This window comes from Streptomyces sp. NPDC014801, assembly GCF_043082085.1.
GTDB lineage: Bacteria > Actinomycetota > Actinomycetes > Streptomycetales > Streptomycetaceae > Streptomyces.
Window position 1 is genome coordinate 480089 of record NZ_JBIBXG010000007.1, and the last position, 24825, is coordinate 504913.

Annotated in this window: 23 protein-coding genes and 1 rRNA gene; 6 read left to right on the plus strand and 18 right to left on the minus strand. The window is 72.7% G+C overall.

Features of this window, described 5'->3' with window-relative positions:
* Positions 1–160: 160 nt before the first annotated feature.
* Together ACF1AL_RS19770 and ACF1AL_RS19775 are read right to left on the minus strand one after the other, a co-directional pair.
* Positions 161–1363: a PLP-dependent aminotransferase family protein gene (locus tag ACF1AL_RS19770; protein ID WP_391826664.1), complete on the minus strand. Its 1203-nt coding sequence runs from the start codon at positions 1361–1363 to the stop codon at positions 161–163.
* Between the two features lie 91 nt (positions 1364–1454).
* Positions 1455–2828, minus strand: a complete 1374-nt coding sequence (locus tag ACF1AL_RS19775; protein WP_391826666.1) for a helix-turn-helix domain-containing protein — start codon at positions 2826–2828, stop codon at positions 1455–1457.
* Positions 2829–3046: 218 nt separating this feature from the next.
* On the opposite strand from ACF1AL_RS19775, the gene ACF1AL_RS19780 reads away from it, so the two are divergent.
* Together ACF1AL_RS19780 and ACF1AL_RS19785 are read left to right on the plus strand one after the other, a co-directional pair.
* On the plus strand, positions 3047–3823 hold the full coding sequence (locus ACF1AL_RS19780) for a DUF4232 domain-containing protein (protein WP_391826668.1): 777 nt from the start codon (positions 3047–3049) through the stop codon (positions 3821–3823).
* A gap of 128 nt (positions 3824–3951) precedes the next feature.
* Positions 3952–4296, plus strand: coding sequence for a hypothetical protein (locus tag ACF1AL_RS19785; protein ID WP_391826670.1), 345 nt, complete (start codon positions 3952–3954; stop codon positions 4294–4296).
* On the opposite strand, the gene hemB is transcribed toward ACF1AL_RS19785, so the two are convergent.
* Positions 4260–5252 carry a porphobilinogen synthase gene (gene hemB / locus ACF1AL_RS19790; RefSeq protein ID WP_366841989.1) on the minus strand — a complete coding sequence of 331 codons (993 nt, stop codon included), beginning with the start codon at positions 5250–5252 and terminating at the stop codon, positions 4260–4262. The genes ACF1AL_RS19785 and hemB overlap by 37 nt on opposite strands.
* Before the next feature lie 191 nt (positions 5253–5443).
* On the opposite strand from hemB, the gene ACF1AL_RS19795 reads away from it, so the two are divergent.
* Complete coding sequence (locus ACF1AL_RS19795) at positions 5444–6304, plus strand: alpha/beta fold hydrolase (RefSeq protein ID WP_391826672.1); 861 nt, start codon at positions 5444–5446, stop codon at positions 6302–6304.
* Between the two features lie 65 nt (positions 6305–6369).
* On the opposite strand, the gene ACF1AL_RS19800 is transcribed toward ACF1AL_RS19795, so the two are convergent.
* The 5 genes from ACF1AL_RS19800 to ACF1AL_RS19820 form a co-directional block, all read right to left on the minus strand.
* Positions 6370–8076: a uroporphyrinogen-III synthase gene (locus ACF1AL_RS19800; RefSeq protein ID WP_391707202.1), complete on the minus strand. Its 1707-nt coding sequence runs from the start codon at positions 8074–8076 to the stop codon at positions 6370–6372.
* Positions 8073–9068: a hydroxymethylbilane synthase gene (gene hemC, locus ACF1AL_RS19805; RefSeq protein WP_366841987.1), complete on the minus strand. Its 996-nt coding sequence runs from the start codon at positions 9066–9068 to the stop codon at positions 8073–8075. Before hemC ends, ACF1AL_RS19800 begins: the two co-directional genes overlap by 4 nt.
* Entirely contained in the window at positions 9065–10756 is a 1692-nt protein-coding gene (locus tag ACF1AL_RS19810; protein ID WP_366841986.1) for a glutamyl-tRNA reductase, read from the minus strand. The genes hemC and ACF1AL_RS19810 overlap by 4 nt, the downstream gene beginning before the upstream one ends.
* The gene (locus ACF1AL_RS19815) at positions 10753–11562 is read right to left on the minus strand and encodes a redox-sensing transcriptional repressor Rex (protein WP_366841985.1); all 810 of its coding nucleotides are present in this window, start codon (positions 11560–11562) and stop codon (positions 10753–10755) included. The genes ACF1AL_RS19810 and ACF1AL_RS19815 overlap by 4 nt, the downstream gene beginning before the upstream one ends.
* 246 nt (positions 11563–11808) lie before the next feature.
* Complete coding sequence (locus ACF1AL_RS19820) at positions 11809–12087, minus strand: glutaredoxin family protein (RefSeq protein WP_391661920.1); 279 nt, start codon at positions 12085–12087, stop codon at positions 11809–11811.
* A gap of 245 nt (positions 12088–12332) precedes the next feature.
* Between ACF1AL_RS19820 and ACF1AL_RS19825 the strand changes: the two genes are divergently transcribed.
* The 3 genes from ACF1AL_RS19825 (at position 12333) to ACF1AL_RS19835 (ending at position 16530) form a co-directional block, all read left to right on the plus strand.
* Positions 12333–13274 (plus strand): HAD-IB family hydrolase, encoded by a 942-nt coding sequence (locus tag ACF1AL_RS19825; protein ID WP_366841983.1) that lies wholly within the window; start codon positions 12333–12335, stop codon positions 13272–13274.
* 995 nt (positions 13275–14269) lie between these two features.
* Complete coding sequence (locus tag ACF1AL_RS19830) at positions 14270–15049, plus strand: ECF subfamily RNA polymerase sigma factor, BldN family (RefSeq protein ID WP_366842181.1); 780 nt, start codon at positions 14270–14272, stop codon at positions 15047–15049.
* A gap of 233 nt (positions 15050–15282) precedes the next feature.
* Positions 15283–16530, plus strand: coding sequence for a DUF5667 domain-containing protein (locus ACF1AL_RS19835; RefSeq protein ID WP_366842180.1), 1248 nt, complete (start codon positions 15283–15285; stop codon positions 16528–16530).
* A 73-nt stretch (positions 16531–16603) separates the two neighbouring features.
* Here ACF1AL_RS19835 and ACF1AL_RS19840 read toward each other — a convergent pair whose 3' ends face one another.
* The 10 genes from ACF1AL_RS19840 to rrf all read right to left on the minus strand — a co-directional run.
* On the minus strand, positions 16604–17701 hold the full coding sequence (locus ACF1AL_RS19840; RefSeq protein WP_391826674.1) for a lysophospholipid acyltransferase family protein: 1098 nt from the start codon (positions 17699–17701) through the stop codon (positions 16604–16606).
* Positions 17702–17715: 14 nt separating this feature from the next.
* On the minus strand, positions 17716–18777 hold the full coding sequence (locus ACF1AL_RS19845) for an NAD-dependent epimerase/dehydratase family protein (RefSeq protein WP_366842178.1): 1062 nt from the start codon (positions 18775–18777) through the stop codon (positions 17716–17718).
* A 243-nt stretch (positions 18778–19020) separates the two neighbouring features.
* Positions 19021–19119: a 30S ribosomal protein bS22 gene (locus ACF1AL_RS19850; RefSeq protein WP_003948845.1), complete on the minus strand. Its 99-nt coding sequence runs from the start codon at positions 19117–19119 to the stop codon at positions 19021–19023.
* Positions 19120–19279: 160 nt separating this feature from the next.
* Positions 19280–19489, minus strand: coding sequence for a helix-turn-helix domain-containing protein (locus tag ACF1AL_RS19855; RefSeq protein ID WP_181139929.1), 210 nt, complete (start codon positions 19487–19489; stop codon positions 19280–19282).
* A gap of 129 nt (positions 19490–19618) precedes the next feature.
* Positions 19619–20434 (minus strand): phosphatase, encoded by an 816-nt coding sequence (locus tag ACF1AL_RS19860; protein ID WP_391781098.1) that lies wholly within the window; start codon positions 20432–20434, stop codon positions 19619–19621.
* A 276-nt stretch (positions 20435–20710) separates the two neighbouring features.
* Entirely contained in the window at positions 20711–21883 is a 1173-nt protein-coding gene (locus ACF1AL_RS19865; protein WP_366842176.1) for an acetoin utilization protein AcuC, read from the minus strand.
* A complete protein-coding gene (locus ACF1AL_RS19870; protein ID WP_391707220.1) occupies positions 21834–23054 on the minus strand; it encodes an MFS transporter in 1221 nt (406 codons plus the stop codon). Before ACF1AL_RS19870 ends, ACF1AL_RS19865 begins: the two co-directional genes overlap by 50 nt.
* A gap of 191 nt (positions 23055–23245) precedes the next feature.
* The gene (locus ACF1AL_RS19875) at positions 23246–23935 is read right to left on the minus strand and encodes a VC0807 family protein (protein WP_384214929.1); all 690 of its coding nucleotides are present in this window, start codon (positions 23933–23935) and stop codon (positions 23246–23248) included.
* Between the two features lie 86 nt (positions 23936–24021).
* Complete coding sequence (locus tag ACF1AL_RS19880; RefSeq protein WP_391826676.1) at positions 24022–24666, minus strand: HAD family hydrolase; 645 nt, start codon at positions 24664–24666, stop codon at positions 24022–24024.
* A gap of 71 nt (positions 24667–24737) precedes the next feature.
* Positions 24738–24825: ribosomal RNA gene (gene rrf, locus ACF1AL_RS19885) — 5S ribosomal RNA — on the minus strand; the annotation flags it as partial.

Here is a 24825-nt window from a genome sequence, read left to right on the forward strand (position 1 = left end):
AGAGCGATCCGTATCAGACGCAGTTCCGTCTCCGCATCACACCTGTGAGGGGTTCTCCAGGTGTCGTCCGTCCCTGCCACTTCCGGCTCCACGTTCTGTTCGGTCGTGCCCCGGCCTGTCCGCAACGGGCGGCCGGGGCACGGTCGTTGTGCGGCCGGCGTCACGCCGAGGCCAGGCCCGCTGCCAGGCGGCGCAGGCCCTCGTCGATTTCTTCCGGGGTCTGCGTCACGAAGCACAGGCGCAGGGTGCGCGGGTCCGGGGCGGACGCGTAGAAGGGTGCGCCGGGGACGTAGGCCACGTCGTGCCGCACCACCCGCGGCAGCAGCGCCGTCGTGTCGTACGACGACGGCAGCCGGACCCAGAGGAACATGCCGCCCTCGGGTCGGGTCCACGTCGAGCCGGCCGGCAGCGCGTCCGGCAGCCCGGCGAGCATCGCGTCCCGGCGCTCCCCGTAGACCTCCCGCACCCGCTCCACATGGGCGTCGAGGACGTCGAGATACCGCGCGGCGGCGAGCTGGTTGACGGTCGGGGTGTGCAGGTCGGCGGCCTGCTTGGCGACCGCGCAGGCCCGGCGCAGCCCCTGCGGTGCGCGCAGCCAGCCCAGCCGCAGCCCCGGCGCCATCACCTTGGAGAAGGAACCGAGCAGCACCGTCCGGTCGCGGGCGTCCTCGTGCGCGGCGATCCACGGCACGGGCTCACCGTCGTAGCGCAGCTCGCCGTACGGGTCGTCCTCGACGATCCACAGCCCGCACCGCGCGGCCACGGCGGCGAGTTCGGCGCGGCGGCCGGCGGGCATGGTGCGGCCGGTGGGGTTCTGGAAGGTCGGCACGGTGTACAGCAGCTTCGGCCGCTCCCGCGCCACCAGCTCCTCCAGCGCCCGCGGATCGGGCCCGTCCGCGTCCCCCGGCACGGCGACGACGCGCGCGCCGGCCAGCCCGAAGACCTGGAGGGCGGCCAGGTAGCAGGGGTTCTCCACGAGCACCGTGTCGCCCGGGTCGATCAGCGCGGTCGCCAGCAGGGACAGCGCCTGCTGCGAACCGGTGGTGATCAGCAGGTCGTCCGCGCCGGTCGGCAGCCCGCGCCCGGTGATCCGCGCGGCCAGCGCCTCGCGCAGCACCGGCTCCCCCTCGGTCGTGGCGTACTGCAGGGCCCGCGCCGGCGTGTCCTCCAGCACGGCGCGGAAGGCGGCCGCGATGCCCGTGCGGTCGAACAGCTCCGGGGCGGGCAGCCCACCCGCGAAGTTGATCACCTCCGGGCGTGCGGTGACGGCGAGGATGTCGCGCACCGGCGAGCCCCCGATCGTCGACGTCCGCGCGGCGAGCGGCGGGACGGGCGCGGTCAGGGCGGGTGCGTCGACGGTCATGACACGGCTCCTCGGGTCGGCGAATGCCTTGCGTGACCGCAGCGTAGAGAGGTACGTGCCGTCTACACCGGCCTTTTCGCCATACGGACGCTCAGTACTCCGACACCTGCTCCCACGCCCCGCCGCCCAGCGGGTAGACCCAGTACGGCTTCTGCGACCCGCTCGTGCGGAACGGCCGGCCGTGGTCGTCGACCCGCACGGTGCCGTGCCGCGTCCCGCTGGACCACTCCAGCTCCAGGTACCAGCGCACGTCGTGCCCGCTGGTGTGCGCGTTGACGTAGAACACCTCGGGGTCGGACTCGCTCACCTTGTAGGGGAAGTCGCGCTGCCCGCCGACCGGCATCGCGAGGGGGTTGCCCAAGTCGAGCGAGACGTCGAAGGACTTGGTGTCGACGCCCCCTCCACAGCCGTTGCCCATCGCGTACTTGTTCCACGTCAGCGGCTTGTCACTGCTCACCACGCGCACATGCAGGGCCTGCAGCACGACCGTGCGCGCGCCGGTGCCCTGCACGGTCAGCGTCACCATCTGGTGGTCGGCGGCCACCGCACCGAGGGCCACGGCCCACCCCTCCGCGTCCTGCTGCGGGGGCGGCTTCGGCACATTGCCGGGGCTGCGGTCCACCAGGAAGCTCTGCTCGCAGGGGACGTCCCAGTAGTACGGGGTGGTGGCGACCGTGACGGCGACGGGGCCCGTCTCGTCGCGCGCGTGGTCGTCCGGGGTGGCGGTACGGCTCGGGGACGGAGCCCCGGTGGACGCGGGCGGCGTCGGGGACGGCGAGGGGGACGCCGACGCGCTGTGGCTGGGGGCGGCGGAACGGGCCGAGGGGCGCGGGGACTTGGCGGCGGCGACCGTGGCACCGGCCGCCCGCTCGCGTGTGTCCGTCCCACCGGAACGCCCGGGCACCAGACTCACCGTGAGGGCCACGGCGGCGGCGACCGCGGCGACCCCGGCCCCGGCGAGCACGGCGGTGCGCCGGCGGCGCGGGGGCGCGGCGGGCCGGGGTGCGGGCGGGGGGACGTCCGTGGGGAGGGGGGTGCCCGTCTCCGCGGGGTCCGCCACGGGGGGCTCCGCCTCGCCGAGTTCCGCTCCGGGCTCATTGCCGGGCTTCTCGCCGAGCTCCTCACCGGGCTTCTCACCGGGCTTCTCGCCGGGTTCCTCACCGACGGGGCCGCCCCCGCCGGACGCGTCCGCGCCCGGCTCGTCCTTCGGCCCCGTGACCTTCATCCCCCGCAGCGCGTCCGCGCGCACCCAGCCGCGGTGCAGCTCCAGCAGTTCCTCGGGCGTGGCCCGGCAGGCGCGGGCGAGGCGCTCCACGGGGGCGTAGTCCGGCGGTACGACGTCCCCGTTGACGTAGCGGTGCAGCGTGGACGTGCTCATGTGCAGCCGCTTGGCGAGCGCCCCGTAGCTGAGTCCCGATCGCTCCTTCAACTCCCGCAGCAGCGCGGCGAAGTCGTCCCCCGACACCGTTTCCCCTCTCCCCCGTCCCGGGACCGCGTCCCAGGCGTACAGCGTTTTCGCAGGTCAGAGCCGTCCCAGCATCCCATTGTTCCGTATCCCCCGGGTCTGCTGGCGCCCGGGACGGCCGCGGCCGCAGGCTTTCGGTCATTCCGGCACGCCGCCGGCGACGACACCCGGCGGCGCGCTTCCCACCTGTTCACGACATCACGACCGAGGAGTCGGCCATGCCCGCACGTATCACCCGGACCCGCCTGTTCGCCGCCGCGACGATCGCGCTGACGGCCCTCACGCTGACGGCCTGCGAGGGCGGAACGTCGGACACCGGCGCCCGGGGCCCGGCCTCCTCCGCACCGGGCACCCCGGACGCGACGCCCTCCACCGGCACGGGCGGCACGGCCGCGGGCGCGGCCGGTTCGGGGGGCGCGCAGGGCTCCGGCGGCACCGCGAACGGCTCGGGCGGCTCGTCCCCCGGCACGAGCGGCGGGACCGGGGCCACCGGCGGCTCGTCGCAGGGCACCGGCGGCGCCACCGCGTCCGGCGGCCACAAGGGATCGGGTCACGCGGGATCCGGCGGCGCTCACGACACGGACGACCGCCCCGGCAAGTGCTCCGCCGCGAACGTCCGGATCACCGCCACCGAGCTGTCCCGCCCGCTCAACCACCTGCTGCTGACGGCGACGAACCGCGGCAAGAAGACCTGCCTGCTGCCCGCGTACCCGATGGCCCGCTTCGGCGAGGCGCAGTCCGTTCCGCCGGTGGCGCCGGAGACCCGGCCGCAGGCCGTGACCACGCTGGCGCCGGGGCAGTCCGGCTACGCGGGCGTGCGGCTGTCGGCCGGCGACGGCAGCGCCGAGGGCGGCACGACCGTGCACAGCCTGACGGTGCCCTTCGAGGACGGCTCGATCGCCACGGTCTCGCTGCCCGCCAAGGGCCTGTACGTCGACAACAGCCTGACGGTCACGTACTGGCAGGCCGGCCTGGACGCGGCCGTGGACTGGTGATGCCGCGTCCCGGACCGCGTCCCACGGGGACGGTGTTCACGCAGGTCAGAGCCGGTTCGGTCGTTCCGGCGTCCCACATCCGCGGGCGGCTGTGGCGCGCCGGGCGGCCGAGCGGCGAAGGTGACGTCATGCCCGTACGCCATCCGCCCCGCACGACGGCGCCCGCACGTGGGGCCCGTCCGCGGACCCGCGCCCGCCGTGTGGCCGCCGCAGCGGTCCTCGTCCTGCTCGCGGCGGCCGCCCTGACGGCCTGCCGTGACGGGCAGGGCCTGCGCGACGAGGGCCCGTCGTCCGACGCCCTGCCGACGTCGTCCGGCACCGTGCGGTCGCCGTCGTCCGGCACGCTGCGGTCGTCGCCCGACGCCCTGCCGCCGGCATCCGATGCCCTGCGGTCGTCGTCCGGCGCCCCGCCGCACGCGTGCGCCGCCGCGCCCGCTCAGCGCAGCTTCTGCGCGACCTCGGTGGCCCAGTAGGTGAGGATGGTGCGCGCTCCCGCCCGCTTGATGCCGGTGAGCGTCTCGAGGATCGCCCGGTCGCGGTCGATCCAGCCCTTCTCGGCGGCGGCCTCGATCATCGCGTACTCGCCGGAGATCTGGTACGCGGCGACCGGCACGTCCACGGCGTCCGCGACGCGGGCGACGATGTCCAGGTACGGCCCGGCCGGCTTGACCATGACCATGTCGGCGCCCTCTTCGAGGTCGAGGGCCAGCTCGCGCAGGGACTCGCGCCAGTTGGCGGGGTCCTGCTGGTAGGTCTTGCGGTCGCCCTGCAGGGACGAGGCGACGGCCTCGCGGAAGGGGCCGTAGAAGGCGGAGGAGTACTTGGCGGTGTAGGCGAGGATCGCGACGTCCTCGCGGCCGATCTGGTCGAGCGCGTCGCGGATGACGCCGATCTGGCCGTCCATCATCCCGCTCGGGCCCACCACGTGCGCACCGGCGTCGGCCTGCACCTGGGCCATCTCGGCGTACCGCTCCAGCGTGGCGTCGTTGTCGACACGGCCCTGGTCGTCGAGGACGCCGCAGTGCCCGTGGTCGGTGAACTCGTCCAGACACAGATCGGACATGACGAGCAGTTCGTCCCCGACCTCGGCCCGCACGTCGCGCAGGGCGACCTGGAGGATGCCGTCCGGGTCGGTGCCGGCGGTGCCGAGGCCGTCCTTCTTGTCGTCCTCCGGCACGCCGAAGAGCATGATCCCGGAGACGCCCGCCTCGACGGCCTCCGCGGCGGCCTTCTTCAGGCTGTCCCGGGTGTGCTGGACGACACCGGGCATCGACCCGATCGCGACCGGTTCGTTCACGCCCTCCCGCACGAAGGCGGGGAGGATCAGGTCGGCGGGGTGCAGCCGGGTCTCGGCGACCATCCGCCGCATGACGGGCGTACCGCGAAGCCGCCGGGGACGCGAACCGGGAAAGGAACCGTACTTCGTCATGCCGTCTACGCTACGCCCGCCCGGAGGGTGCCTTTGCCGACGGCGAGTCGGCCCCACGGCGGACCCGCGGGGGCCGTCCGCCGCGGTGTCGGGGATGCCGCGCGGGGAACACGCACCGCTGTGCCCGCGGCGGCACGGACGGGGGCGGCGGGTCCCCGGTGAGGTCGGTCAGGGGCGGGAGGCACACGAGCGTGTTCGAGGGATTCGAGACCAGGCACGTCGAGACCGAAGAGGCGTCCGTGTTCGTGCGGTACGGCGGGGAGGGGCCGCCGGTGGTGCTGCTGCACGGCCATCCGCGCACGTCCGCGACCTGGCACCGGGTCGCCCCGCTGCTGGTGGACCGCGGCTTCACCGTGGTCTGCCCCGACCTGCGCGGCTACGGCCGCTCCCGGGGCCCGGCGCCGGCGCCGGACCACGCCGCCCACTCCAAGCGGGCCCTGGCCGGTGACGTGGTGGCGGTGATGCGCGCGCTGGGTCATGACCGGTTCTCGCTCGTCGGGCACGACCGCGGGGCCGCCGTGGCGTTCCGCCTGGTGCTGGACCATCCGCAGGCGGTGCGGCGGGTGGCGCTGATCGACTGCCTGCCGATCAGCGAGCATCTGGCGCGTATCACGCCCGAGTTCGCCACCCAGTGGTGGCACTGGTTCTTCTTCGCCCAGCCGGACACCCCGGAACGCGTCATCAACGCCGACCCGGACGCCTGGTACCGCGGCGACCCGCAGATCATGGGCCAGGAGAACCACGACGAGTTCCGGGAGGCCACCCGCAACCCGGAGGTGGTGCGCGCGATGCTCGAGGACTACCGGGCCGGCCTCACCGTCGACCGCCGCCACGAGGAGGAGGACCGCGCCGCCGGCACCCGTGTCACCTGCCCGGCCCTGATCCTGTGGTCGCTGCGCGACGACCTGGAGCAGCTCTACGGCGACCCCCTGCGGATCTGGCGGGACTGGGCGACGGACGTCCGCGGCCACGGCATCGACTCGGGCCACCACGTCGCCGAAGAGGCCCCGCAGGCCCTGGCGGCGTCCCTCGCGGACTTCCTCACCGCGTGACGGGGGGAACGACGAAGAGGGCGGAGCGTCCCGTCGCCGGGAAACGCTCCGCCCTCTTCGTCATCTCACGTGGCCGCGCGGCGCCTGCGCGCGCCAGGGCGGCGTTCGCTGGGGCGGGTCACCGGGTCGCCGGCCTCCAGGGCCGCCAGGCGGCGCTTCATGCCGAAGTCGGCCAGGGCCTCCGCCAGCTTGTGGACCGACGGCTCGGGGGCCATGACGTCGACGCGCAGCCCGTGCTCCTCCGCCGTCTTCGCCGTGGCCGGGCCGATGCAGGCGATCACCGTGACGTTGTGCGGCTTGCCGGCGATGCCGACCAGGTTCCGGACCGTCGACGAGGAGGTGAACAGCACCGCGTCGAAGCCGCCGCCCTTGATCGCCTCGCGGGTCTCCGCCGGCGGCGGCGAGGCGCGGACCGTGCGGTAGGCCGTGACGTCGTCGACCTCCCAGCCCAGTTCGATCAGGCCGGCCACCAGGGTCTCGGTGGCGATGTCGGCGCGCGGCAGGAAGACACGGTCGATCGGGTCGAAGACCGGGTCGTAGGGCGGCCAGTCCTCCAGCAGACCCGCCGCCGACTGCTCGCCCGAGGGCACCAGGTCCGGCTTCACACCGAAGGCGATCAGCGCCTTCGCCGTCTGCTCGCCCACCGCCGCGACCTTGATGCCCGCGAAGGCGCGCGCGTCGAGGCCGTACTCCTCGAACTTCTCCCGGACCGCCTTCACCGCGTTGACCGAGGTGAACGCGATCCACTCGTAGCGGCCCGTCACCAGGCCCTTGACCGCGCGCTCCATCTGCTGGGGCGTGCGCGGCGGCTCGACGGCGATCGTCGGCACCTCGTGCGGCACCGCGCCGTAGGAGCGCAGCTGGTCGGAGAGCGAGGCCGCCTGCTCCTTGGTGCGCGGCACGAGGACCTTCCAGCCGAACAGCGGCTTGGACTCGAACCACGCCAGCTGGTCGCGCTGGGCGGGGGCGCTGCGGTCTCCGACCACGGCTATCACCGGGCGGCCGCCGTCCGGGGACGGCAGGACCTTCGCCTGCTTCAGGGTCTGCGCGATCGTGCCGAGCGTCGCCGACCAGGTGCGCTGCCGGGTCGTCGTCCCGGCGACCGTGACCGTCATCGGGGTGTCGGGCTTGCGGCCCGCCGAGACCAGCTCGCCGGCGGCCGCGGCCACCGAGTCGAGCGTGGTGGAGACGACCACCGTGCCGTCGGAGGCGCCCACCTCGGTCCAGCACCGGTCGGAGGCGGTCCGGGCGTCCACGAACCGCACGTCGGCGCCCTCGGCGTCGCGCAGCGGCACACCGGCGTAGGCGGGCACGCCGACGGCGGCCGCGATGCCGGGGACCACCTCGAAGGGGACGCCGGCCTTGGCGCAGGCGAGCATCTCCTCGGCGGCGTAGGTGTCCAGGCCGGGGTCGCCGGGCACCGCACGGACGACCCGCCTGCCGCCCCGCGCGGCCTCCATGACAAGATGTGCGGCATCCCGCAGCGCGGGAATCCCAGCGGTTGTTGACGCGCCGTCAACGACCGCCGGCTGGGGCGTGCCCGTGCCCGGATTCGGGCCCGATGAGGGATCCGTGTCCGTCGGCACGACGCTGACGCCCTGACGGGCGTGCTGGCGTACGACGTCGAGCACCTCGTGCTCGGCGACGAGGACGTCCGCGTTCGCCAGCGCCTCCACGGCGCGCAGGGTCAGCAGTCCCGGATCTCCGGGTCCGGCACCGAGGAAGGTGACGTGCCCGTGCTCAGGACCGGCGGGAAGGGTGGTGGGGCTCAATGTGCTCGCTCCCCCATCAGACCGGCCGCGCCCTGGGCGAGCATCTCGGCGGCGAGTTCACGGCCGAGCGCCGCGGCGCCCTCGTCCGTCTCGGGCACGGGACCGGTGGTGGACAGCTGCACCATGCGGGTGCCGTCGGTGGTGCCGACGACGCCGCGCAGGCGCATTTCCTTGACAATCTGCACGTCGGCGTGGGGGTCCCCCCGCTCGAGCGGAGCCGAGAGTGGGGGAAGGTCGGCCAGCGCACCCACGGGAGCGCTGCAACCGGCCTCCAGGGCGGCGAGCAGGGCGCGCTCTGCCGACACGGCGGCCCGCGTGAACGGGTCGTCGAGTCCGGCGAGCGCGGCGATCAGCTCCGCGTTGTCCGCGGAACACTCGATCGCCAGGGCCCCCTGGCCGGGGGCGGGCAAAACCGTGTCGACCGACAGGAAGTCGGTCACCTCGTCGCTGCGGCCGATCCGGTTCAGCCCGGCGGCGGCCAGTACGACGGCGTCCAGTTCGCCGTCGTGGACGTACCCGATGCGGGTGTCGACGTTCCCGCGTATGGGGACCGTCTCGATGTCCAGCCCGTGGGTGCGCGCGTACGCGTTGAGCTGCGCCATGCGGCGCGGCGAACCCGTGCCGATGCGCGCCCCGCGGGGCAGGTCGGTGAACTTCAGCGCGTCCCGGGCGACGATCACGTCACGCGGGTCCTCGCGCACGGGGACGGCGGCGAGGACGAGTTCCTCGGGCTGCGCGGTCGGCAGGTCCTTGAGCGAATGAACCGCGAAGTCCACCTCGCCCCGCACCAGCGCGTCGCGCAGCGCCGTGACGAACACGCCGGTACCGCCGATCTGCGCCAGATGCGCCCGGGAGACGTCACCGTAGGTGGTGATCTCCACGAGCTCCACGGGCCGTCCGGTCAGCCGGCGCACGGCGTCCGCCACCTGCCCGGACTGGGCCATGGCGAGTTTGCTGCGCCTGGTCCCCAGCCTCAGTGCCTTGTCAGTCATCGCTGGCCCTCGGTTCCGGCATTCTTCTCGGTGCTGTCCTCGGCGCGGGAGACGGCGGCGACCGCCTCGGGGTCGAGGTCGAACAGGGTGCGCAGCGCGTCCGCGTACCCGGCGCCGCCGGGCTCGGCGGCGAGCTGCTTCACACGCACGGTCGGCGCGTGCAGCAGCTTGTCCACGACGCGCTTGACGGTCTGCGTGATCTCGGCGCGGTGCTTGTCGTCCAGGCCGGGCAGCCGGCCCTCCAGACGCGCCATCTCGCCGGCGACCACGTCGGCGGCCATGGTGCGCAGCGCGACCACGGTCGGCGTGATGTGCGCGGCGCGCTGGGCGGCGCCGAACGCGGCGACCTCGTCGGAGACGATCCGGCGGACCTGGTCGACGTCGGCCGCCATCGGCGCGTCCGCGGAGGCCTCGGCGAGGGACTCGATGTCGACGAGCCGGACGCCGGTCAGCCGGTGCACGGCCGCGTCGATGTCGCGAGGCATGGCCAGGTCGAGCAGGAAGAGGGAGGGCCGCGGGCGCGGGATCTCGGCGACCGGCTCGGGCCTGCGGCGCTCCGGGATGCGGCCGATCGCCGCCGCGGTCGCGGCGAGCGCGCCGATCAGCTCGGCGTCGGCCTCGGGGCTGCGGCGGGCGTCCTCGCGGCGCTCGACGACGGTGCCCTTGTCGACCCAGGCGGCGTGCTGCTCCAGCGTCGCCGCGTCCATCCCGGCCACGGCGGCCTCGCCGGCCACGGAGAAGCCGGGCTGCACGGCGGACAGGTCCAGCGGGCAGCCGTCCTCGGTGCCCACGGAGGTGGGCGGCAGCGCCCGCTGCGGCGTGTCGGACACGGCGACGGGGGCGCCGGTACGATCCTCCAGCGCCGCCGTGACGGCCTCCGCCGTCAGGACGAGTCCCGTCGCCCCGGTACAGGAGACGGCGATGTCGGCACGTGTCAGCTCGTCCGGTACGGCGTCCATCCGTACCGCGCGGGCGGCCACGTCCGTGTCGTCGCCCTGGGTCAGGATCTCGGCGAGGCGCTCGGCGCGCTCGAAGGTGCGGTTGGCGACGACGATCTCGGCGACGCCGGCGCGCGCGAGGGTCGCGGCGGCCAGCGACGACATGGAGCCGGCGCCGATGACCAGGGCCGTGCGGCCGCGCGCCCAGGCGGTGACGTCCTCGCCCTGCGCGAGCTGTTCCAGGCCGAAGGTGACCAGGGACTGCCCGGCGCGGTCGATGCCGGTCTCGGAGTGGGCGCGCTTGCCGACCCTGAGGGCCTGCTGGAACAGGTCGTTCAGCAGCTTGCCGGCGGTGTGCAGCTCCTGCGCCCGGGCGAGCGCGTCCTTGATCTGGCCGAGGATCTGGCCCTCGCCGACGACCATCGAGTCCAGGCCGCAGGCCACCGAGAACAGGTGGTGGACCGCCCGGTCCTCGTAGTGCACGTAGAGGTAGGGGGTGAGCTCCTCCAGGCCGACCCCGCTGTGCTGGGCGAGCAGCGTGGACAGCTCGGCGACACCGGCGTGGAACTTGTCCACGTCGGCGTACAGCTCGATGCGGTTGCAGGTGGCCAGCACGGCGGCCTCGGTGGCCGGTTCGGCGGCGACCGTGTCCTGCAGCAGCTTGATCCGGTCGTCCTGGTTCAGCGCGGCCCGCTCCAGGACGCTGACGGGGGCGCTGCGGTGGCTCAGTCCGACGACGAGGAGACTCATGCCGGCATCACGGCGGGTACGTCCCCGTCGGGCCCCTGGTCGGCGGAGCCGCCACGGCCGGCCGCGGGCAGACCCGCGTCCTTGGTGGTGGCGGGAACCGCGTCCGAGGTGGTGGTGGGGAGGGAGGCGGCCTCGGCGGCCTCCTCGCCGGCCTTGCGCTGCTCGTGGAAGGCGAGGATCTGCAGCTCGATGGAGAGGTCCACCTTGCGCACGTCGACGCCGTCCGGCACGGACAGCACGGTCGGCGCGAAGTTCAGGATGGAGGTCACGCCGGCGGCCACGAGCCGGTCGCAGACCTGCTGGGCGGCGCCCGCGGGGGTCGCGATCACGCCGATGGACACCCCGTTGTCCTGGATGATCTTCTCCAGGTCGTCGGTGTGCTGCACGGGGATGCCCGCGACGGGCTTGCCGGCCATCGCCGGGTCGGCGTCTATCAGGGCGGCGACCCGGAAACCGCGGGAGGCGAAACCGCCGTAGTTGGCGAGGGCGGCGCCGAGGTTGCCGATACCGACGATGACCACGGGCCAGTCCTGGGTCAGGCCCAGCTCGCGGGAGATCTGGTACACGAGGTACTCGACGTCGTAGCCGACGCCCCTGGTGCCGTAGGAGCCCAGGTAGGAGAAGTCCTTGCGCAGCTTCGCGGAGTTGACCCCGGCGGCGGCCGCCAGCTCCTCGGATGAAACCGTGGGGACCGAGCGCTCCGACAGTGCGGTCAGCGCCCGGAGGTACAGCGGAAGCCTGGCGACGGTGGCCTCGGGAATCCCTCGGCTACGGGTCGCCGGTCGGTGAGTTCGGCCAGTTGCCACGGTGCTCCTGCGGGTAGAGCGGGGCTGTGGGCGGTCGTACGTCCCCAGACCGCCCCGTCGACAGCAGGCTATGTCTTTGTGAACGCGTGCACAAAGATGGTGTCCGATTTGCCCGGCCAACGTGACCGGGCTCACGCGCGTCTTATGTCGCGTGCTACGTGGGGGCAAAACCGGCTCACTCCTCGTGAATCCCGCCCCCGAGACCAAACCGCATCGATCCTAAGCGACGTTCGGTACGGTCTTGTACTACTCGGTCAGTGCCGCCCGCAGCCGCCGCTCGTCCACTCGCCAGAAGGTGTGCTGCTCGCCGTCGACGAGTACCACGGGGATCTGCTCCCAGTACTGGTCGTGCAGCGCCGGGTCCTCGCTGATGTCCTTCTGCTCCCACGGCACACCCAGCTCCCCGCACACCTTCTCCACCACGACCTGCGCGTCGTCACAGAGATGACAACCGGGCTTGCGGATCAACGTGACGAGACGCTCCGCGGGACTGCGGCGGGGGGTGCGACGGAAGAGGGGGCTCATGGGGCCATTGTCGCGCGGGGACCGGCCGCGCGGATGCGCGCGGTGCGCGGCGGGGGCCGCGCTGGTGGGTGCGGGGCGCCGCGACCGAGGGGACGGTGTTGGCGCCGGTGGTGGCGCCGGCGGCTGCGGGCGCGCGGGTCGCCTGCGTGTCGTGTGACGCGTTTAACGGGGCGGTCGCACAGAGTTCACGGCGTTCCAACCTCTCGGCGCCGGAACCACCGAACAGAATGGCTATGCTCACGGACATGGCCGCTCTCGGATGGCTCACTCCCCGTAGGCGCTCCGCCACGGCGCGGAGCGTGTTGGCAGGCGAGGCCTCGGCGGAGGCCGCGCGCAAGTCCGCCGAAGCCCTGGAGGCCGCCACGGCCGCCCAGGCCGAGGAAGCCGCCGGGGAACCTGCGTTCCCCGTGCCGGGCGACGACCGGGCCGCCGCCTTCTTCGACCTCGACAACACCGTCATGCAGGGCGCGGCACTCTTCCACTTCGGCCGGGGCCTGTACAAGCGGAAGTTCTTCGAGACGCGCGACCTCGCCCGCTTCGCCTGGCAGCAGGCGTGGTTCCGGCTCGCCGGGGTCGAGGACCCCGAGCACATGCAGGAGGCGCGCGACTCCGCCCTGTCCATCGTCAAGGGCCACCGGGTCTCCGAGCTGAAGTCGATCGGCGAGGAGATCTACGACGAGTACATGGCCGAGCGGATCTGGCCGGGCACGCGGGCACTGGCCCAGGCGCACCTCGACGCCGGGCAGAAGGTGTGGCTGGTGACGGCCGCGCCGGTGGAGATCGCGCAGGTGATCGCCCGGCGGCTGGGCCTGACCGGTGCGCTCGGCACGGTGGCGGAGTCGGTGGACGGCGTCTACACCGGCAAGCTGGTCGGCGAGCCGCTGCACGGGCCGGCGAAGGCGGAGGCCGTGCGGGCGCTGGCGGTGGCGGAGGGGCTGGACCTGACGCGGTGCGCCGCGTACAGCGACTCCCACAACGACATTCCGATGCTGTCGCTGGTGGGGCACCCGTACGCGATCAACCCGGACGCGAAGCTGCGGCGGCACGCGCGCGAGCACGACTGGCGCCTGCGGGACTACCGCACCGGGCGCAAGGCGGCGAAGGTCGGCATCCCCGCGGCGGCGGGCGTCGGCGCGGTGGCCGGCGGCACGGCGGCAGCGATCGCCCTCCACCGCCGCCGCCGCTGAAGCCTGCGCCGGCTTTTCTGGGGGGCGCCCTCCGTCGCCGGGTACGCGTCCGCGGTGCCTCCTCGCGGTGTGCCTGCGGCGGCTGTGCGGGTGGGTGCGGTGTCTTGCCAGGTGCGGCTCTCGTCGTGGCTGGTCGCGCAGTTCCCCGCGGTGTGCCTGCGGCGGCTGTGCGGGTGGGTGCGGTGTCTTGCCGGCTGCGGGTCTCGTCGTGGTTGCTCGCGCAGTTCCCCGCGCCCCTTATATGCCTGCGGCGGCCCGCGCGGGTCCGGTGGCCGGTTGCGGTAGCGCCTTCTGTGGGTGGGTGAGTCGGGGCCGCGGTGGGGGGTGTCCGTCCTCGGTACGGCCTTACCTCTTTCCAAGAGGCTGAGGAAAGGCAATGCCGTCCGCTGCGGGCGGACACCCCCCACCACGTCCCCTCCCCGCCGCCGGCGACTGCAGGCCGTCGCCGCTACCTGCCTACATAGCTGCGGGCAGTCGTGAACGCAGGGGCGCCGCCAACCCAGTCCTGCGTAGCTGCGGGCAGTCGTGCCGCTAGGGGCGGCACGGGTGGGCGCAGCGGCACCCCGCACCGCCGGGCCGCGCACCCCACGGCGTTCACCACACCGCAGGCAAGCCGCACCCCAGGGCAACCGCGCCCAAACGCACCGCACCCCCGGAGGGACTGTCACCAAGCGTCATGTCCCGTCAGGTTCGGGCATTCCGCGGGACATACCCAGCCACGGGCCTGCCCAGTCGTCCAAGCGGCCCGTGACCACAACACGCCCCGCACCCACCCCGAATGCGAAGCATTTCGATCAACAACCGTTCAGCAACCACGCCTTGATCGACCGTCAAACGGTAACGGAAGCGACGCAATCGATGATTTGAGCAACTCGGTGTAGCAGGGCCTGCACGAAGCGTTATTCTCCTCAGACGCAATCCGGTACCCCTCCGTCGCCACGACGGGTGAACGGTTCCGCACTGCACGTGATGGAAGCTCTGCCTCTGGGAGTCCCGTGTACCCACACGTCGGGGTTGACGCCTCGGGCCTGGCTACGCTGCGCGCAACGGTCGCGACGGTGCAAAACCTGCTGCGCGGCCTCGTCCCCACCGCGCACGCCGTCCCCGCATTCGCCACCGCCACCCCCGCCGGCCCGTGCTACGCACTGGCCGAGAGCGGGGCCGCGGTCGGCAGAAGGGGGCGGTCGGCGGGTGCCACCACCGCCCGCCGCCCCGCCGCGGACAGCGACAGCGCCCGGATGATGGACCTCGTGGAGCGCGCCCAGGCCGGCGAGGCCGAAGCGTTCGGCCGCCTCTACGACCAGTACAGCGACACCGTGTACCGCTACATCTACTACCGGGTGGGAGGAAAGGCGACCGCCGAGGACCTCACGAGTGAGACCTTTCTGCGGGCCCTGCGCAGGATCGGCACCTTCACCTGGCAGGGCCGCGACTTCGGCGCCTGGCTGGTCACCATCGCCCGCAACCTCGTCGCCGACCACTTCAAGTCCAGCCGCTTCCGCCTGGAGGTCACCACCGGCGAGATGCTCGACGCCAACGAGGTCGAGCGCTCCCCGGAGGACTCCGTCCTGGAGTCCCTGTCCAACGCCGCCCTGCTGGACGCCGTACGCCGGCTGAACCCGCAGCAGCAGGAGTGCGTGACTCTCCGCTTCCTCCAGGGCCTGTCCGTGGCCGAGACCGCGAGGGTCATGGGCAAGAACGAGGGCGCGATCAAGACCCTCCAGTACCGGGCCGTACGGACCCTCGCCCGGCTCCTGCCGGACGACGCCCGCTGATCACACACGCTCAGCGACGCTCAAGTCACGCTCCGTTCCCGTCCGTTGACTTCCCGATCCGATCATCCGCCGTCCGTAACCCAAGTGCCGCGCCGCTCGTTGTGCGGGATGCAGGCTCCCTGTGGTCACGTCCAGGCCAACGCTGATCCCACGATCGAGTGGAAGTGGCCGGGACGTGCAACCCTCAGGACCCCCTGGGGAGTCGACCGTCATGACGAGAGGAGGTGCCGCCAGTGATCGCGAACGTATCGGCGCACCGGCGGGCGAACGCCTTCGCCCAGGCCCTGGAGGAGCAGTCCGATCAGGGCACGGCGGCCGAGCAGCCCGAAGGATCGGCACCGGCCCCAGCCGCCGAGGACCAGACCGAGCAAGGGCGCCTGGTCGCCCTCGCCTCGGGTCTCGGTGCGCTGCCCAAGCCGGAGCTCGACCCGGAGGTCAAGGTCGTCCAGCGAGCCCAGCTCGTGGCCGCGTTCGAGGCCATGCTGCAGGAGGGCGCCGCGGGGGGCGAGGCGGCGGACCCTTCCGTGCCCGAACAGCGGACCCCGCGCACCCGGGGAGCGCACCGGGCGCAGCTGGGGAAATTCCGCCCGCGGACGCGGCTGGCCAAGGGCCTCACCGCGGGCGGGCTCAGCGTCGGTGTCGCGGCCGGCGCCTTCGGCGGAGTCGCCGCTGCCAGCACGGACGCGCTGCCCGGTGACTCGCTCTACGGCCTCAAGCGCGGCATCGAGGACTTCAAGCTCAACTACCTGTCCGAGGGCGACGACGAGCGCGGCCGTTCCTATCTGGACCAGGCGTCCACCCGGCTGAGCGAGGCCCGACGGCTGATGGAGCGCGGCCGGGGCGGCCACCTCGACCACGAGTCCCTCGGCGAGATCCGCCGCACGCTCAACGGGATGACCCACGACGCCGCCGAGGGCCACCGGCTGCTCCACGAGGCGTACGAGCGCGATCCCGACTCCCTGGGCCCCATCCAGGCCCTCTCCGCGTTCTCCGCCTCGCACCGGGAGGTCTGGGGCGCGCTGCGCGACAAGCTGCCCGTGCAGCTCGGCGACGTCAGCGAGCAGGTGTCGTCGGTCTTCGACGCCATAGACGAAGAGGTCGCGCCGCTGCAGTCCCTGCTGCCGCAGACCCCCGCCACCCGCGGCGGCGGCAGCGGCACGCCCGGCGGCGACGGATCGGCGTCCACCGGGTCCTCCGGCGGCCGCCACTCCAGCGGCCCCAGCAGCCGCGCCAGCGGTGCCCCCTCCTCCGGCGACCACACCGGCACCGGCGGTCCCAGCAAGTCGGCGCCCGGTATCGGCGGCATCGACGACGGCCTGCTCGGTGGCAACACCGGCGGCCTGCTCGACCCGCCCAAGGAGACCGGCAGCGCCTCGCCGTCCCAGAGCAAGCCGCCCGTCCCCGAGCCGGACGTCACGCTCCCGCCGCTGCTCCCGGGCCTGCTGCCCGGCCTCGGCATCGACAGCGACGACGCCAACTAGCCGCCTTGCGTACGACGGTGGGGGCGCCCTTTCCCCGAGGGGCGCCCCCACCGTCGTATGCGAGAAGCGGCCGTCAGAAGAACACGGACCGGCGCTGTACCAGCAGCTGGTAGAGGGTGTGCTGGATCTGCTCGCGGACCTGGTCGGTCAGGTTGAACATCAGCATCGGGTCCTCCGCCGCCTCCGGCGGGTAGCCGTCCGTCGGGATCGGCTCGCCGAACTGGATCGTCCACTTCGTCGGCAGCGGGATCGCGCCGAGCGGGCCGAGCCACGGGAACGTCGGTGTAAGCGGGAAGTACGGGAAGCCCAGGAGCCGGGCCAGCGTCTTGGCGTTGCCGATCATCGGGTAGATCTCCTCCGCCCCGACGATCGAGCACGGCACGATCGGCGCGCCCTGCCGCAGCGCCGTCGACACGAAGCCGCCGCGGCCGAAGCGCTGCAGCTTGTAGCGCTCGCTGAAAGGTTTCCCGATGCCCTTGAAGCCCTCCGGCATCACCCCGACCAGCTCGCCCTGGCCCAGCAGCCGTTCGGCGTCCTCCGCGCACGCCAGCGTGTGCCCCAGCTTGCGGGCCAGCTCGTTGACCACCGGCAGCACGAAGACCAGATCGGCGGCGAGCAGCCGCAGGTGACGGCCGGCCGGGTGGTGGTCGTGCACGGCGACCTGCATCATCAGGCCGTCCAGCGGCAGCGTGCCGGAGTGGTTGGCGACGATCAGCGCGCCGCCCTCGGCCGGGATGTTCTCCAGGCCCTTCACCTCGACCCGGAAGTACTTGTCGTACACCGGCCGCAGCAGCGACATCAGGACCTGGTCGGTGAGTTCCTCGTCGTAGCCGAAGTCGTCGACCTCGTAGTCCCCGGTCAGCCGGCGGCGCAGGAACGACAGACCCGCGGCGATACGGCGCTCCAGGCCGCCGTCGGCCTCCTGGGCCTGCGGCTGGGGCGCCTCGGCGCCGGCCTGCTCCGGGGTCACGGGCGTCTCCTCCTGCGCCGCGGGCGCGGCGCCCCGGCTGCCGCGGGCCCGGCCGCCGCCGCGGGTCTCGCGCAGCTCCCGCACCGGCACCGGCTCGCCGCTTGCCCGCAGGCCGCCGGCGCCGCGGCGTCGAGCGGGGCGCTGCACGGCGTTCCCACGGGACCGGTCGTCGTCGAACGGAATGACCTTGGCGTCCGCCATCGTTGCTGCGCTCCTCAGTTGGCGCTCGTGGTCGGGGCGTGATGGCCGCCCGCGACGGGCAGGGCGGCGATCCGGTCGACGGCCCCCGCAAGGGCCTCGGGGGGCAGCAGGCCCGGCCCCCTGCTGCGCACGAAGTCCGCGAAGGTCTCCGCAGTCGTGTACGTCGGCTCGAAGCCCAGGGTCTCGCGCATCTGGGTGGTGTCCACGACCCGGCCGTGGGTGAGCAGCCGGATCTGTTCGGGAGAGAAGTCCGTCATGCCCAGCGTACGCACCAAGGAGCCCGCCCACGTCACGGCGGGCAGCAGCAGCGGCACCGTGGGCCGCCCGAGGCGCCGCGCGCACTGCGAGAGCAGCAGGACGCCGTCGCCGGCGATGTTGAAGGTGCCGCTGTTCAGCGTGCCGCGGCGCGGCTCGTGCGAGGCGATGCGCAGCACCTCGATCACGTCGTCCTCGTGCGCGAACTGCAGCCGCGGGTCGTAGCCGAACACGGTCGGCAGGACCGGCAGCGAGAAGTACGAGGCGAGCGGGGTGTCCGCGCTGGGGCCGAGGATGTTGGCGAACCGCAGCACGCACACCGCGACGTCGGGGCGGCGGCGGGCGAAGCCGCGGACGTACCCCTCGACCTCGACCGTGTCCTTGGCGAAGCCGCCGCTGGGCAGCGACTTGGGCGGGGTCGTCTCGGTGAAGACGGCCGGATCGCGCGGCGCGGAGCCGTACACGTTGGTGGAGGACTTCACCACGAGCCGTTTGACCGTGGGCGACTTCTGGCAGGCACCGAGCAGCTGCATGGTGCCGATGACGTTGGTCTCCTTCACCGTGGCCCGGCTGCCGCCGCCGAGTGCCGTGCCGGTGACGTCCATGTGGACGACCGTGTCGGCGCCGGTCTCGGCGAGCACCCGCGCGACGGTGGGCTGCCGGATGTCGGCGCGGATGAAGTCGGCGCCGCCCAGATGATGCTCGGGCTGCACCGCGTCCACGGCGACCACCCGGTCGACCTGCGGGTCACGCTGGATCCGCCGTACGAAACGGCCGCCCAGTTGACGGGCCGCTCCGGTCACGAGCACGACCTTGCCCAAGATCAGCGCCTTCCTTCCAGACCTCGTCCCACGCCCGCGTTCCCCCTTGCGGCCAACTTAGCGGTTTGGTGTTGCGCTGTGATGACCACCCGATGCAGGAAGTGACGAGAAACGGCCGGGCGGAGCACAGTGGCGCCCGTGTCCCCGGGGACGACCGCCCGCGTCCCCGGGTACGACTGTGGCCCTCCACCCAGTGTGGGGGAGGGCCACAGAACACGCTCTACGCGGCGTTGCTCGCGTCGCTCACTTCTTGTTGCGACGCTGGACGCGCGTGCGCTTCAGCAGCTTGCGGTGCTTCTTCTTGGCCATCCGCTTGCGCCGCTTCTTGATAACAGAGCCCACGACTATCCTCGCTCACTTCTCATCACTCGGTGTTTGGGCGCCATGGGCCCACACGACCTACGAGGGGCTAGCCTACCCGCCCGAGCGCCGAGGTCGTAATCGAGGGGTCCAGGGAGATCACAAGTGCCCTGTACTGATCGCTGATCTCCCACTTGCGCCGTCAGGCAGTCTCCACCCCCACATAGCTCTCGCGGAGGTACTCGTGGACCGCGTTCTCGGGGACGCGGAAGGACCGCCCCACCCGGATCGCGGGCAGATGACCGCTGTGCACCAACCGGTACACGGTCATCTTCGACACTCGCATCACCGCGGCCACCTCGGCCACGGTAAGGAACTGAACCTCGCTCAGAGGCCTCTGCTCAGCAGCCATGACACACCTGAACCTTCCGCACTCGACGGCCACCGGCTTCCCCTTCCGGTGACTCTTCGTCGCTGCGTGCTCACTCCCCAGACTAGGGGCGGGTGATGCAAGTGGGGAAGAGGTGCACCCATCGGCTCCTTACTGTGACAGACACGCTCGATTGAGTACGTAGCGGGTCAGCGGGCGGTAGTGCGCCCCCCGCACCCCGTCGTCAAGCGGAACCACGACGGCCACGCGGCCCTCGGCCTGCCCCACGAACGGCGCCGGATCGTCCGTATCCGCCAGCCCGATCGCCTCGAACCCCAGCTGACCTGCTCCGCAGACCCAGCCGTGATCGCCGACCACCAGTTCCGGCAGCGGCCCGCCGGCGTCGGCCGCCGCGGCCAGCGCCGTCCGAACCGGGAGCGGCGAGTGGGTGTGTGCGCCGGGCGCACCACCGGGGCGTTCCGCGCCGCCCTCGCGGATCAACGCGACTCCTCGTACGTAGTCGAGGTGGTGGGTGCGTAGACCGAACTGGGTCAATATGTCGACACAGCGACCCTGCGCGGGGGTGAGGACAGCACATCCCGCCGCCGACAGCGCGTCCGCGAGGACGGCGTAGAAGCCGAGCAGCCGATGCGGGTGCCCGGTGCCCAGCAGCACGGTCCCGCGGCGCCGGACGACCGCCGCGAGGCGCTCCGCGAACGCGTCCAGCGCGGCCAGCGTACGCTCCGGGTCGATCACGTCCTGACCCGAGGTGTGCAGCGGATCGGCCGAAACACCACACCTGTCCGCCATCAGCTCGATCACATCCCGGGCGGACCACGGCCGTTCGGGATCGAGACCGATCAGCACACGGGGATCGCGGGCCGCGAAGAGCCGGTACGCCCGCAGACTCCGCTCCCGCGAGGTCGCCACGGTACCGGCCAGCCGTACCGCAACGAGATGCTCCCGCAGCTCCCCAACGGACACCACACCCCGATCCTGCCGGACCGCCCCCGGCCCGTCCCTGCAAACCCGGCAAGACCCCACGGTCGGCGTAACGCCCCCGGCACCGCCCAGCCCCACCCGACCGGTCGCGCCGCCTAGTCCGCGGGCATGCGTGCCGCCTGGGGCGGCACGGGTGGGCGCGGGCGGCACCCCGCAACGCCGGGCAGCGCACCCCACGGCGCTCACCAAAACGCCGGGCGCCGAGCAAACGCAGGGCACCGCACCCCACGGCGTTCACCACACCCCCCGCCGCCACACCCCCTACGCCAACAACCCCCGCAGCGGAAACACCGCCCGCCGAGTAGCCAACACCGCCTGATCCAAGCGATCAGCGGGGTCGTACCCCGCCTCCCACTCCGCGAACGACACAGGCCACCGCCCATCCGTCATCCGCCCCGGCCCCAACTGCCGCGTCCGCGCGAACACTTCCTGCCGCCACGACTCGGGAATCACCGACGCCGGCTCCACCGGCCGCCCCGCCGCGATCCCCACCAGATGCGTCCACGACCGCGGTACGACGTCCACCACGGCGTACCCCCCGCCCCCGAGCGCCACCCACTTCCCGTCGGCGTACTCGTGCGCCAGGTCGTGACAGGCGACCTGCACCGCCCGCTGCGCGTCCAGCGACACCGCCAGATGCGCCAGCGGATCCTCGAAGTGCGTGTCCGCCCCGTGCTGCGACACCACCACCTGCGGCCGGAACTCCGCCAGCAGCTCCGGCACCACCGCGTGGAACGCCCGCAGCCACCCCGCGTCCCCCGTCCCCGCCGGCAGCGCGAGGTTCACCGCCGACCCCTCCGCCGCGTCCGCCCCGGTCTCCTCGGGCCACCCGGTCTGCGGGAACAGCGTCCGCGGATGCTCGTGCAACGAGATCGTCAGCACCCGCGGGTCCTCCCAGAACGCCGCCTGCACCCCGTCCCCGTGGTGCACGTCGACGTCGATGTACGCGACCCGCTCCACGCCCAGCTCCAGCAGCCGCGCGATCGCCAGCGCCGCGTCGTTGTAGATGCAGAACCCCGACGCCCCCGCCGGCATCGCGTGGTGCAGCCCGCCCGCGAAGTTCACCGCGTGCAGCGCGTCCCCGCGCCACACGGCCTCCGCCGCCCCCACGGACTGCCCCGCGATCAGCGCGGACACCTCGTGCATCCCGGCGAACGCCGGATCGTCCAGCGTCCCCAGCCCGTACGACTGGTCGGCCGCCGCGGGATCCGCGGACGCCGCCTTCACGGCGTCGATGTAGTCCTCCCGGTGGACGAGCCGCAACGTCGACTCCCCGGCGGCCTTGGCCGCCACCACGTCCACCTCACGGTCCAGCCCGAAGGCGCCGACCAGTTTCCGGGTCAGGGCGAGGCGGACCGGGTCCATCGGATGGTCCGGACCGAAGTCATAGCCCGTTACTGCCTCGTCCCACATCAGCTGTGCGCGGCCGCTCATGCCCGCCACCGTATCGGTCCGGTTGAGCCGCGAACGACCTGGCGTACGCCAACGTCACCAGCACCAACACCATCGGCACCAGCATGGCCCCGCGATAGCTCCACGCGTCCCCGAGTGCCCCCACGAGCGGCGAGCCGATCAGAAAGCCGACGTAGTTGAAGACGTTCAGCCGGGCGATCGCCGCGTCCGACGCCCCGGGGAAGAGCCGCCCGGCCGCCGCGAACGTCTGCGGCACCAGCACGCACAAGCCCAGCCCCAGCAGCGTGAACCCGAGCATCCCCACCCACGCCCCGGGCGCCGCCGCCACCACCGCGAACCCGGCCGCCGCCACCAGGGCCCCAGCCCGCACCACGGCCGCCGCCCCGAACCGCCGCACCCCGAAGTCCCCGATGGCCCGCCCCAGCAGCGTGGTCACCATGTACACGTTGTACGGCACGGTCGCCATCTGCTCCGAGCTGCCCAGCACGTCCTGCAGATACTTCGCGCTCCAGTTGGACACCGTCGAGTCCCCGATGTACGCGAACGTCATCACCAGGCACAGCGGCAGCAGCAGCTTGAAGACCACCCCGTCGGCCGCGGCCTTCCCGCCCGGCTCCGCCCCGGCCCGCCCCGCGCCCCCGTCGACGTACCACCGGCTCCCCACCAGCACCGCCGGCAGCAGCACCACCACGACCGGCAGATACGACACCCACAGCGCCAGGTGCCAGTGCGCCCCCGCCCACGCCAGCGACGCCCCGACGATCCCGCCCATGCTGTACGCCGCGTGGAAGCTGAGCATGATGCTGCGCCCGTACGCCCGCTGCAGGCTCACCCCGAGCATGTTCATCGAGGCGTCCAGCGCCCCGACCGCCAGCCCGAACACCCCGAGGCACACCGCCACCTCGGCCAGCCGGTCCCCCGCGCCGACGCCCAGCAGCGCCAGCAGCACGACCGGCTGGGACCAGCGCAGCACCCGGCTCGGCCGCACCCGCTTCACCAGCTGCTCGGTGGTCACACTGCCGACACCGGCGAGGATCGGCACGGCCGCCAGGAAGACCGGCAGCAGCGCGTCGGAGATGCCGTACCGGTCCTGGACGGCCGGGATGCGCGTCACCAGCAGCGCGAAGGCGACGCCCTGCGCGAAGAAGCTGAACGCCAGCGAGGCCCTGCCGCGCCGCAGCACATCAGTCATGGCGGCGAGCGTAGGGCCCCGGGCTACTGCTGGGTAGATCCAGCCAAAGGTGAATTCCGCTCAACTTCAACGACCGCCCCCCACACCCGCACACCGCGCACACGGCCAGGGCGGTCACCCGTCCCACCCGGGTGACCGCCCCATCGGTCTCATCGTCCGGCTTCTCCGCCCAGGCGGCCGCCGGCTCCGCTTCAGGCGGCGACCGCGACCTCCGGCCGGGCGGCGGCGGCCCGCGCGGCCTCCGCCTCGACCTCGGCGGCGAGCATCCGCCGCATCGGCTCGACCGCCAGCCCACCGCTGACGACGAACCCGAGCCCCATGGACACGACCATCAGGACCGAACCGAGCCACACCATCGTGTCGACGGGGATGGTGTACGCCCCCACGACCCGCACCACGCACTCCAGCAGCAGCACCGTGCCCCACACCAGCGAGAACGCCCGCTCGCCCCGCCGGAAGGCCGCGGAGCCGGCCGTCAGCCGCTCCCAGGCGGCCTCACGGGCCGCGTCGCCCTTCACCACGAACGGCTTGAACGCCGCCGTCATCATCGGCTTGCCCAGCGCCACCGACACCAGGATGCCGATGCCGACCGTGCTGCTGACCGCCCCGTCCTTGGCGAGCATCAGCCGCGGGTCGCCGGAGACGAAGCTGAACAGCAGGCTGACCACGTTCACGACGAGGATGAGCCCCGCGAGCCCGTTCACGGTCCGCTCCCGCACCGCGCTCCACACCGTGCGCACGGCGGGCACCACGCTGCTCCAGGCGAGCGCCGCGAAGGTGCTCAGCCCGAAGGCTTCCTTGAGGAGGTAGTACGAAGCGAGCGGCACGGCCACATCGAGGAGGAGCGGCTGCAGGTTCTTCTTCGTCGTCGTCATGCTCATAGCTTCGCGGCCGGCAGGGGTCGCCCAGTAGAAACGATCGTCCAGGCCTCGGCATGACAATTGTCAGCACCCCCGCATGGCCCGGATCATACGAGCAGGTCAGCCAACTGCCCCGGCTCGGAGAAGAGTTGGGTGGCCCCCGCCAGCCTGGCGGCCGGCGTCATCGCCGTGAAACCGAAGACGTCCATCCCGGCCGCGACGGCCGCCTGCACCCCGAGCGGGCTGTCCTCGACGACGACACAGCGCTCCGGCGCCACACCCATCCGCTCGGCCGCGTGGAGGAAGAGGTCCGGCGCCGGCTTCCCCCGCCCGACGTCCTGCGAGCTGAAGATGCGCCCGTCGTCGAACCACCGGTCCAGCCCGGTCGTCCGGTGCCCCACCCGGATCCGCTCATGGCTCCCGGAGGACGCCACACAGTACGGCACCCCGTCGGCCGCCAGCTTCTCCAGTACGCCGGCCATCCCCGCCACCGGCTTCAACTCCCGCTCGAACGCCGCGAACACCCGGGCGTGGAAGACGTCGTCGAAGTCGTCGGGCAGTCGCCGCCCCGTGCGCTCGAGAACCAGGTCATGGATCCGGTGCATCGCGGACCCCATGTAGTCCCGGATGGACTCCTCGTACGTCGTCGGATGCCCCAGCTCGGTGAGATACGCGGCCAGGAGCCGGTTGGAGATCGGCTCACTGTCCACCAGGACTCCGTCGTTGTCGAAGATGACCAGTTCATAGCGCATACGTCGACTGTAAACGGCCCGGAACGCAGAAAACCCCCGCAACTTCCGATGCGGGGGTTTTCCCAAGAATTGTTCGGCGGCGTCCTACTCTCCCACAGGGTCCCCCCTGCAGTACCATCGGCGCTGTAAGGCTTAGCTTCCGGGTTCGGAATGTAACCG